This is a genomic window from Stenotrophomonas sp. GD04024 (genome assembly GCF_029837545.1).
GTDB classification, from domain to species: Bacteria; Pseudomonadota; Gammaproteobacteria; order Xanthomonadales; family Xanthomonadaceae; genus Stenotrophomonas; species Stenotrophomonas forensis.
Genome location: NZ_JAOEDV010000019.1, coordinates 66,834 through 76,723, shown reverse-complemented (window position 1 = coordinate 76,723; position 9,890 = coordinate 66,834). Strand labels below are relative to the sequence as shown.

Genomic DNA, 9,890 nt, shown 5'->3' with positions numbered 1-9,890 from the left:
GAAGATCCTGGCCGATGCCCAGGCGGCATTGCGCCACATCCTGGGGGAGCGCAACGACGGCTCCTCCTCCCCAGCCCCAGAAGGAGTTCCTGCGATGACCTTCCCGATCCCACCCTCTCCATTCCCCACGCCGGACCGTCCCGGCGGCAAAACCCCCATGCAGATTGCGCAGGAACTGGCCGACGCCGCGATGGCAGCAAGCGAGGAAGGCATCCGCCAGGCGATGATGGTCTCCCAGCAGGCCGTCGAAGCCGCCGCCGAAGCCGCGCGGCGCGCCGATGAGGCCGCCGAGGAAGCCGTACGCAGGGCCGCCGAAGCGAACGCCAGGTAGCGTCCGCTGCGGTGATGCGCACACCCCGGGCAGGCCTGAACCTGCGCCGGGGTTTTTCATTGTTCCGGTATGCGCCGGTAGCTGCGCGGGCTGACCCCGACCAGGCGCCGGAAGCTCTTCTCGAAGTGGCTGAGGTCGCCGAAGCCGACCTGCAATGCGACATCGGTGATGCGCAGGCGCTGCCCGCCCCGCAGCAGCTGCTTGGCGTGTTCGATGCGCTGCTGCTGCAGCAGCAGCTTGAAGGTGGTGCCCAGTTCGCTGCGGAACAGGAAGCCCAGGTGCGACTGGCTCACATGCGCCTGGCGCGCCAGATCGCCCAGCGTGACCGGCTCGGCCGCATGATCCTTCAGGTAGGCAAGCGCGCGCTTGAGGCCATCGTGCAGGCCGTCGTGCGACGGCGCAGGCGCCGTCGAAGCCGCAGCCTGCGCTGCGGCCCCGACCGCCTGCAGCGTCTCCCCCTCGGGCAACGGACGTTCCGCGTCCACCGCCGCTTCGCCCAGCATCAGGCCAGGCGCATGCCGCAGCAGGTCCTCACGACGGATGCTGCGCCCGCCGGTCATCACCGCCAGGCGCACCACCACCCGTTCCATCTCCAGCAGGTTGCCGGGCCAGTCATGGCTACGCAGCGCGTCCAGCACGTCCTCGCTGATGACCTGCGGGTTGAACCCATGCATCTGCAGCGAGCGCGCCACCAGTGCGTCGATGTCGTCGCTGCGCTCGCGCAACGGGGGAATGTCCACGGTGAGGAACTCCAGCCCGGCCAGCAGCGCCCGCGAGAACTGCCGCTCGCGCACACGCTGCTCAAGGTCGGCACTGGTGGAGGCGATCACCCGGATCGCGCGGGCCTGGCCGGACTGGACCGTGGCGGTCTCCAGCTCGCGGATGCAATGCGAGAGCTGCGCCTGCAAGGGAACCGGAAGCTCATCCACCTCGTGGAAGTACAGGCTGCCGCCACGGGCGCGCGCGAACCAGTCCGCAGGCGCTTCCTGTGGGTGGGCGCAGTTGACCTCGACGAACGGCCCCCGCCGCCGCGGACCGCAGCTGTGCAGGGCCGCGGCCAGTTCCATCTTCTCGGTGCCGAATTCGCCGCGCAGCAGCACCGGCAACTGGCTGGCGGCAGCGCGCTCGACGAACTCCTCCATCCGCTTCAACGCGTCGCAGGCGCCGACCAGCAGCAACGGGCGGCTCAGGGCCTGTTCGGCCCAGGCTTGCGCTTCATAGCGCTTGATCAGATGTGCGCATCGATGCGCGAACGCTTCACCCAGCGCCAGCGCGCTGCTGTCCAGTCCACCCGCCTCGCCTTCCAGCTGCAGCTCGCCGAGTACCTCGCCGCCGTAGCGGATCGGCAGGCGCTGGCCGGCCTCCAGCGACGCGTCCTGGCCAGGGGCCGCACCCGGTCCACGCAGATGGACACGTCCGCCACGCAGCGCATGGTGTTGCGAAAACTCCTTGATGAACGCGCCCAGCAGGTCGGGCAAGGACCGGTACGGTCGATAGGCGCGCTGCAACATCTGACTGACTTGCCTGTGCATTGAAACTCCCCTTGCGAATGGCGCCCCGGTGCTGCTGCACCGGGCGATCGCGCAATGCCTAGCGTCTGGCTTCATTGCGTGATGCTGCGATGCCTACGCCGCGCCTCGCGCCAGCCGCTGCACACGCAGATCAACGCGCACGCTGTCCGCCCCCATGCCCCCAGGGGGTTGCCGTCGGTGGGTCGACGATGCGGACGTCGGACGGATCCGGATTCCCCAACGCCTTCACGGCGCCGGCATTTCCGATTATCGAATGGGAGCTTCAAGAGAAACGTGATGATAATCACGTGAATATCCAGATCGCCGCGCCACATTCACCGGTCGGCGGGCCCCTGCACCACCAGGAAATCGTGCTTTCCGCGGGCCGTGGCGCGGCGCCAGCGATATATGGGCAGCGTGCAGCACCGGACCCGTATCCCGGCGCCGCCAGCGGGCGGCATAATCCGCGCCCAACCAAGGAGATTCAACGTATGGAACACACTAACCCGGCAGCCCCCAAAAACTATCTGATGTGGGCGATCCTGAGTATCTTCGGTGGCTTCTGGCCCTTCGGCATCGTCGCCACCGTCTACGCCAACCGCACGTCATCGCTGCTCGCCGCCGGCCAGATCGGCCCGGCCACGGTGGCATCGCGCAAGGCGCTGCGCTGGATGATCGCTTCATTCGTCACGCTGCCGCTGTGTGTCCTGCTGCTGGTGGGGTATGCACTGATCCTGCGCGCAGCTGGCTGAGCCACGCAGCGCCGGTCTGCGGCATGATGGGCGTCCTGTCCTGCTCTGGAGCCAGCCATGCCTTTGGGATTCATCGGCCTGGGCGTCATGGGAACCCCCATGGCCAGCCATCTGGCGCGGGCGGGCCATGCCGTGCTGGGCTGGTCCCGCTCCGGCCGCAACCACGCCGCCGCGCGTGCCGCAGGCGTCGAGGTCCGTGAGCAGCTGCACGACGTATTCGCAGCCTGCGAAACCCTCATCCTGATGCTGGCCAACGACGACGCCATCGACAGCGTGCTCGATCGACAGGGCAGCGCGTTCGGCGAACGCGTGCGCGGCCGCCTGCTGATCAACATGGGCACCAGTTCGGCGGCGTATTCGCAGGCGCTGGGCGAACAGATCCGTGCCGCGGGTGGCCGTTACGTGGAAGCGCCGGTCTCCGGCTCCCGTGTGCAGGCCGAAGCGGCGCAACTGGTCATCCTGCTGGCCGGCACCGATGCCGATCTCGCTGTGGCGGCACCGCTGCTGGCACCGATGGGCCGGCAGACGGTGTGCTGTGGCAGTGTGCCGTCCGCACTGCGCATGAAGCTGGCGGTGAACCTGTACCTGATCACGCTGGTCACCGGCCTGGCCGAAGCCGTGCACTTCGCCGAAGCCCACGGCATCGAGCTGGAACGCTTCGCGCAGGTGCTCAATGCCGGGCCGATGGCCAGTGAGGTGTCACGGATCAAGCTGGACAAGATGGCCCGTGGTGATTTTGCCGTGCAGGCATCGATCACCGATGTACACAAGAACAGCGCGCTGGTGGCCGCCGCTGCACGCGAGGCAGGCATGCATGCACCGCTGATCGAGGCCAGCGATGCCTTGTTCGCACAGGCAGAGCACGCAGGTCTGGGCGCGTTGGACATGGCCGCCGTGCTGGAGGTGGTCCGCGCCAGGCCGGGCGCTGCCGGCCGGCGCTGACCCGGATTCATCTTCCGGCACTCCTGCCGTCCCCAGCCGCTGCTATATTCAGCCACGCTCGGCAGGCACGGTGCCTGCCCTCGAATCACAGGGAGTTGGACATGGGTCTGGTACAGGCGGTGAAGGGTGCGGTTGGCGGTGTGCTGGCCGACCAGTGGAAGGACTTCTACACCGTGCCCACGGGCCTGCCGTCCACGGCGGCCCTGTTCGCAGCGGTGCCGCGCGGCACCAATGCCGGCCGCGGCTCCAACACCAGCGGCTCGTCCAACATCATCAGCAACGGTTCGAAGATCGTTGTGCCGGAAGGCTACGGCCTGCTGCTGTTCCAGGATGGCGCGATCACCGCGTTCGTCGCCGAGGCGGGCGGCTACGAGTGGCGCTCGGACGATCTGAACTCGCAGTCGATCTTTGCCGGCGACGGCCTGGTCAGCACCTTCATCAAGCAGAGCTGGGAACGCTTCAAGTTCGGCGGCCAGCCGGGCTCGCAGCAGGCCGCCTACTTCGTGTCGCTGAAGGAACTGCCGGACAACCGGTTCGGTACCCAGTCGGAGATCTACTGGGACGACGGCTTCCTCAACACCCAGGTCGGCGCGGTCACCCGTGGCTCGTACACGCTGAAGATCGTCGACCCGATCCTGTTCGTGAAGAACTTCGTGCCGGCCAGCTACCTGCAGCCGGGCCAGGTGTTCGATTTCACCGACCTGGACAACGCCGCCGCCAGCCAGCTGTTCAATGAAGTGGTCGGTTCGCTGGCCCCGGCCTTCAGCCTGTATACGAACGATCCGGGCAAGGGCAACCGCATCACCAAGCTGCAGCAGGATTCGATCGGCTTCGCGCAGAGCCTGTCCGCTGCGGTCGAGCAGGCGTATCAGTGGCAGAGCGATCGTGGCCTGGCCATCGTCAAGACCGCCATCGTTTCCATCGAGTACGACGCCAACACCCGTGAACTGCTGAAGACCGTGCAGCGCGCCGATGCGCTGTCCGGCTCGCGCGGCAACTCCAACCTGCAGGCCAGCGTCGCCCAGGGCATCCAGTCGGCCGGCGAGAACGGCGGTGCGGCAGGCCTGGTCGGTGTCGGCATGGCCTCGGGCATGTTCGGTGTCGGCGGCATGCAGCAGCCGGTGACGCCGGCCGCGGACGATCCGGTGGCCAAGCTGAAGAAGGCCAAGGAGATGCTGGACCTGGGCCTGATCACCCAGAGCGACTACGACGCCCTGAAGGCCAAGGCACTGGGCCTGTAACGGCAGGACACGCAACGAACATGTCCGATCCCCGAAACGGCCCCCCGCCGCTGCCCGGATCCGCGCCCGCGACGCCGCCGCCCTTGCCGGCGGCGACGTTGAATGGACCGGGTTCCCCGCAGGACGTCCCTCCCCTGCCCGGCAGCTTCCCGCTGGATACCTCGACGCTGCCACAGGCTATCCGCGATGAAGTGGAGGCCCCTGACCCGGTGGCCATCGACACCTCGGCCAGCGAGCTGAAGGACGGCCTCAACCGCTGCCCGAAGTGCGGCGCCACCGACATCCGGCCCAAGGCCGGCACCGACATCCTGGTCTGCCTGTACTGCCGTCACGAATGGCATGGCGCGCGGGTCGAGGAGGAATTCGGGCTGGGCGAAGCCATCGACCAGCTGCGTGGCACCGTCATCGCCTCCGGCGCGCGTGACATCGACGCCGACACCTCGGCGCTGATGACCTTCAAGTGCACCGGCTGTGGCGCCGAGGTCACGGTCAATACCGAAAGCACGATGACGGCGCGCTGCCACTGGTGCCGCCATGTGTTCGGCGTCAACGAACAGATCAGCAACGGCGCGGTGCCCGATGCCGTCCTTCCCTTCCATATCAGGAAGGACGATGCGGTCGCGCGCATCCGCCAGTTCGTCGACAAGCGCAGGATGTTCGCGCTGAAGGCGTTCAAGCAGGAGTTCACCCCGGAAAACGTGGTGGGCGTGTTCCTGCCCTACATGATCGTCGACGGCAATGCCAGCGCGGCCGTGGCCGGCAAGGGCGAGATCCAGACCCGCCAGTACACGGTGGGCAGCGAGAAGAACAAGCGCACCGTCTATGACGCCGACATCTATCAGATCGAGCGCCAGGTCGACTTCACCGTTGACGATCTGCCGCTGGAATCCTCCGCCGAGCGCGGCAACCTGGATGTCCGCACCAACACCAACAACATCATCAACACCATCCTGCCGTTCGACACCAAGAACGCGGTGAAGTGGAATGCCTCGTATCTGGCGGGCTTCACCTCCGAGAAGCGCAACCTGGACGTGGAGAAGCTGCGGCCACGACTGGAAGACCAGCTGCTGTCCATTGCGCGCTCGCAGGTGGAATCTTCGGTGCGCGGCTACAACCGTGGCGTGCGCTGGGAGCAGGAACAGCTGGAAGTACATGGCACCCGCTGGGTATCGATGTACCTGCCGGTCTGGCTGTACTCGTACCACCAGCCCGGCAAGAACGGCGGCATGCTGCACTACATCGCAGTGAACGGCCGTACCGGCGAAACCATGGGCAGCGTGCCCGTGCAGCAATGGAAGATGCTGCTGGCGGCGTTGACCGCCGGCACGGTCATCGAAGCACTGGCAATCCTCATCCTGATGGCAACCTCATGAGCGACGATAGCGGCCTCTGGCTGTTGGCGGCAGGTCCGGCCGGCGCAACTGCGCTGTACTGGGCGCTGTACCGCTACTACCGCAACAGCGACAAATCGCATTCCTTCGAGCACGAGACCGAGGTCAAGGCACAACCGGTCACCGGCTCCAACCAGAAGGTGGGCCAGGTGCGTGGCACCGAGGCCACGCGCATCGAAGGCGACAACGTGTACCAGTACCGGATACGGGTTGCACGGGTAAAGCCCGATCGGTAGAGCCAGGCCATGCCTGGCTGCGGGGCGTGCCGGCCGCTGGCCGGCACCAGCAACGACCCGGGCACCGCAGGATTGCCGGCCAGCGGCCGGCACTACCCCGCCTCTGCACCGTGCCGCTTGCCTGCCCGCCGATGAAACGGTAGTGCCGGTCGCTGGCCGGCAGCTTCACTGGCAGGCCGTCACACTGCTGGCTTCTCCCGCAGAGCCCGCCCCTGCCGTGCTGGATGGATTGCCCCCGCACTGGAAGATTCTCCCCCGCCGCTTCTACCAGCGCCCGTCCACCGAGGTTGCGCCGGAGCTGCTCAACAAGCTGCTGGTGCGCGACGATGGACGCGCGGCCCGCATCGTGGAGGTCGAAGCCTACGCCGGCAGCGTGGACCCGGCCGCGCATTCCTACCGCGGGCCGACCCCGCGCACCGCCAGCATGTTCGGCGAAGCCGGGCACCTGTACGTCTACTTCACCTACGGCATGCACTGGGGCAGCAATGTGGTGTGTGGCGGGATCGGCGAAGGGGTGGCCGTGCTGCTGCGTGCCGCCGAGCCGCTGGCCGGGCTGGAGTACATGCGCGAACTGCGCCCGGCTGCCAGGCGCGACCACGATCTGGCCAGCGGCCCGGGCAAACTCTCCCAGGCGTTCGGGCTGGACCGCCGCTTCGACGGTGCCGATCTGGTCACCGGCAACCAGGGCATCGTCATCGCCAGCGATGGCACCGCGCCCCCGCTCGACCCGGTGGTCGGCCCGCGTATCGGCATCACGCGCGCCGTGGAGTTTCCGTGGCGCTGGCACGTTCGCGACCACCGTCACGTTTCAGTGCGCCCCGCCCGCTCGCCCCGCAAGCGCTGACACCGCTGCCTCACGTTGGCATCACCCGGTCGTGGCGATACATAACGCGGTACGCACTAGCGTAGTGCCTGACAGCCGCCGAAGCCGCCCTCGCCACCCAGCCCTGAAAAGCGCCATGGACGAAGCCGAACGACTGCTTGAACTTGACCGGCTGCACCTGCTGGACACCCCGCCGGAACCCGTGTTTGACGCCATCGTGGCTGCCGCTCGTGCCGCCACCGGCATGACCATGGCGCTGATTTCGGTAGTGGCCGACGAACGCCAGTGGTTCAAGGCCAACATCGGGCTGGACGGGGTCAGCGAGACCGCACGCGAAATCTCGTTCTGCACGCACACCATCCAGCAGGATGCGCTGTTCGAGATTCCAGACGCCCGCCAGGACCCGCGCTTTGCCAGCAATCCGCTGGTCACCGGCGGCCCCCGCATCCGCCACTACGCCGGCATCTCGCTGGGCTCGGCGCACGGTGCGCGTATCGGCACGCTGTGCCTGCTCGACCCGATGCCCGGCGTGCTGTCGCCGTCGCAGCGCGAACTGATGGTGCATCTGGCCCGGGTCACCACGCAGGTGCTGGAACAGCGCAGCACGCTGATGGCGCAGGTCGGCCAGGCCAAGGCCCTGCACCGCGAGCTGAAGCGCAGCGAGGATTTCCTGGAACGCACCAACCGCGCCGCGCGGGTGGGCGGCTGGGAACTGGACCTGGCCAGCAACGAGGTACGCTGGACCCGCGAGACCAAGCTGATCCACGGCGTGCGCAGCACCTTCGAGCCCACCCTGGAAACCGCACTGTCGTTCTATCGCGAAGACAGCCGCAACATCATCCGCACCGCCGTGCAGCGCTGCATCGACGAAGGCACCTCCTGGGAAGTGCAGCTACCGATGACCACCGCCGACGGCCGCGACATCTGGACCCGCGTCGTCGGCGGCCGGCAGCAGGTCGATGGGCGCCCGCGGCTGGTCGGCGCCATCCAGGACATCACCGAAGAACGCGCCGCACTGGATGCGCTGGAAGCCAGCGAAACCCGCTATCGGCGTTTGTTCCACTACAGCCTGGGGCTGATCTGCACGCACACGCTGGAAGGCGTGCTGACCTCGGTGAATCCGGCGGCGGTGCAATCGCTGGGCTTCGATGAGAGCTACATGATCGGGCGCAGCCTGTGCGACCTGATGCCACCGGAGAAGCACGCTGCGTTCAAGGCGTACCTCGCCCGCATCGCGGTCAACCACACCGATGCCGGCGTGATCGAGCTGATCGCCGCCGATGGCACCCGCCACTTCTGGGCGTACCACAACGTGCTCGACAGCGAGGCCAGCCCACCCTATGTGCTGGGCCACGCGCAGGACGTCACCGCGCTGCGCATGCAGGAACAACAGCTGCGCGAGATGTCCTTCAAGGACCCGCTCACCCAGAGCTACAACCGCCGCTTCCTGCCACGGCTGGACGAGCTGGCCGACCAGCCGTGGGCCTGCCTGATGTTCGACCTCGATCACTTCAAGCAGATCAACGACACCCAGGGCCATGCGCGCGGCGATACCGTGCTGGTGGAGTTCGCCGCCTTCCTGCGCTCGCCGCTGGGTGCGGCGGAGAACGTGTTGCGGATGGGCGGCGACGAGTTCATGGTGGTGTTGATCACCCCGGACACGGGGCGGCTGGCGGTGCTGGAACAGTGGTATCTGCAACATGCGGCACAGTCGCCGACGCCGTTCTCACTCGGTGCGACGCACCACACGCCTGGCGAATCAGTGGGCGATACCCTGCAGCGTGCCGACAGCCGGTTGTATCGCGAACGCGCACGTGTGCGCAGGCATCCTCGACCGGCTTCCTGACGCGCCACACACGCTACGCTGCATCGCACGCAATGTCGTGATTGGCACGCCTCGATCATTCGCTGCGCGGGTGCATCTAAATTCCAATAATTTCGAACTTTCCAACTATTCTCATTGGCAGCCAAGGCGCTGCATGCAAATCATATCCAGCCACCGACAACGGGTGGCACGGGCTTGCAATCCCGTTTGACTAATGTTGTTTACGCTTGCCTGTCGGCGTCGTCCATTCCCTCTGGATGGCGCCGGCAGGCAATCTGTCCGCGCATCTATGGCGGGCGGTACGTGGGGGCCTCGTGCCCGCCGGAGCTTTGGCAACGTTAGTCGCCGGTATTGCAACCACGCACCGTCCGCCACCCTTGCTGTCAAGCAGGGTGGCTCCTTCGCGTAACGCATAAGGAAACCGCCATGAGCGCCGACCGCTACCCGTACCTGTTCGCCACCCTCGGTGATGTCGCCAGCCAGTTGCCCGACACCCTCGCCGAGCCGCTGGAAACCACCCTCGCCGCCAATCCCGCCGCCAACGGCATCACCCTGCTGGACTGCCTGCAACGCATCCGCGACGTGGAAGCGGCCGACGGCCAGCCCTTGCAGCGCAAGGGGCGCGCACCGGGGCAATGCGTGGCGCTGGCGCGCATCAACCGCGCCAACGCCGGGCTCACCGTGCTGCTGGAGCTGCTGCATGCCAGCGAGCGCGTGCGCGTGGATGGCGAAGAGGCGCAACAGGTGGGCAACGACGTACGCGAGGGCCTGCTGCTGGCGTGCAGGGGCCTGTCGGAATATGTGGACACGCAGGTCTACGCGGCCTGAGCGATGGCGC

Annotated in this window: 10 protein-coding genes; 9 read left to right on the top strand and 1 reads right to left on the bottom strand. The window is 67.0% G+C overall.

The annotated features are described in order from the left end of the window. Positions 1-331, top strand: a 331-nt coding sequence (locus N7590_RS08980; RefSeq protein WP_279935361.1) for a hypothetical protein, incomplete at its 5' end; no start/stop codon positions are given. Positions 332-387: 56 nt separating this feature from the next. On the opposite strand, the gene N7590_RS08975 is transcribed toward N7590_RS08980, so the two are convergent. Continuing rightward, complete coding sequence (locus N7590_RS08975) at positions 388-1,863, bottom strand: helix-turn-helix domain-containing protein (protein ID WP_345781932.1); 1,476 nt, start codon at positions 1,861-1,863, stop codon at positions 388-390. 188 nt (positions 1,864-2,051) lie between these two features. Between N7590_RS08975 and N7590_RS08970 the strand changes: the two genes are divergently transcribed. From N7590_RS08970 to N7590_RS08935, 8 genes are all read left to right on the top strand, one after another. After that, on the top strand, positions 2,052-2,594 hold the full coding sequence (locus tag N7590_RS08970; protein WP_204275158.1) for a CD225/dispanin family protein: 543 nt from the start codon (positions 2,052-2,054) through the stop codon (positions 2,592-2,594). A 57-nt stretch (positions 2,595-2,651) separates the two neighbouring features. Next, a complete protein-coding gene (locus tag N7590_RS08965; protein ID WP_164242883.1) occupies positions 2,652-3,536 on the top strand; it encodes an NAD(P)-dependent oxidoreductase in 885 nt (294 codons plus the stop codon). Between the two features lie 101 nt (positions 3,537-3,637). Further along, on the top strand, positions 3,638-4,777 hold the full coding sequence (locus N7590_RS08960) for an SPFH domain-containing protein (RefSeq protein ID WP_006446992.1): 1,140 nt from the start codon (positions 3,638-3,640) through the stop codon (positions 4,775-4,777). 20 nt (positions 4,778-4,797) lie between these two features. Then, positions 4,798-6,150 (top strand): TFIIB-type zinc ribbon-containing protein, encoded by a 1,353-nt coding sequence (locus tag N7590_RS08955; protein ID WP_164242882.1) that lies wholly within the window; start codon positions 4,798-4,800, stop codon positions 6,148-6,150. After that, the gene (locus tag N7590_RS08950) at positions 6,147-6,404 is read left to right on the top strand and encodes a hypothetical protein (protein ID WP_053449832.1); all 258 of its coding nucleotides are present in this window, start codon (positions 6,147-6,149) and stop codon (positions 6,402-6,404) included. The genes N7590_RS08955 and N7590_RS08950 overlap by 4 nt, the downstream gene beginning before the upstream one ends. 220 nt (positions 6,405-6,624) lie before the next feature. Continuing rightward, a complete protein-coding gene (locus tag N7590_RS08945) occupies positions 6,625-7,248 on the top strand; it encodes a DNA-3-methyladenine glycosylase (RefSeq protein ID WP_204275159.1) in 624 nt (207 codons plus the stop codon). A gap of 115 nt (positions 7,249-7,363) precedes the next feature. After that, positions 7,364-9,073, top strand: coding sequence for a diguanylate cyclase (locus N7590_RS08940; protein WP_345781931.1), 1,710 nt, complete (start codon positions 7,364-7,366; stop codon positions 9,071-9,073). Positions 9,074-9,478: 405 nt separating this feature from the next. Further along, positions 9,479-9,880, top strand: coding sequence for a hypothetical protein (locus N7590_RS08935; protein ID WP_053449839.1), 402 nt, complete (start codon positions 9,479-9,481; stop codon positions 9,878-9,880). Positions 9,881-9,890 lie beyond the last annotated feature (10 nt).

Coding starts and splice junctions, on each gene's coding strand:
- N7590_RS08965 (WP_164242883.1), top strand. CDS start 2,652: ATGCCTTTGGGATTCATCGGCCTGGGCGTCATGGGAACCCCCATGGCC.
- N7590_RS08940 (WP_345781931.1), top strand. CDS start 7,364: ATGGACGAAGCCGAACGACTGCTTGAACTTGACCGGCTGCACCTGCTG.
- N7590_RS08935 (WP_053449839.1), top strand. CDS start 9,479: ATGAGCGCCGACCGCTACCCGTACCTGTTCGCCACCCTCGGTGATGTC.
- N7590_RS08950 (WP_053449832.1), top strand. CDS start 6,147: ATGAGCGACGATAGCGGCCTCTGGCTGTTGGCGGCAGGTCCGGCCGGC.
- N7590_RS08975 (WP_345781932.1), bottom strand. CDS start 1,863: ATGCACAGGCAAGTCAGTCAGATGTTGCAGCGCGCCTATCGACCGTAC.
- N7590_RS08960 (WP_006446992.1), top strand. CDS start 3,638: ATGGGTCTGGTACAGGCGGTGAAGGGTGCGGTTGGCGGTGTGCTGGCC.
- N7590_RS08955 (WP_164242882.1), top strand. CDS start 4,798: ATGTCCGATCCCCGAAACGGCCCCCCGCCGCTGCCCGGATCCGCGCCC.
- N7590_RS08970 (WP_204275158.1), top strand. CDS start 2,052: ATGCGGACGTCGGACGGATCCGGATTCCCCAACGCCTTCACGGCGCCG.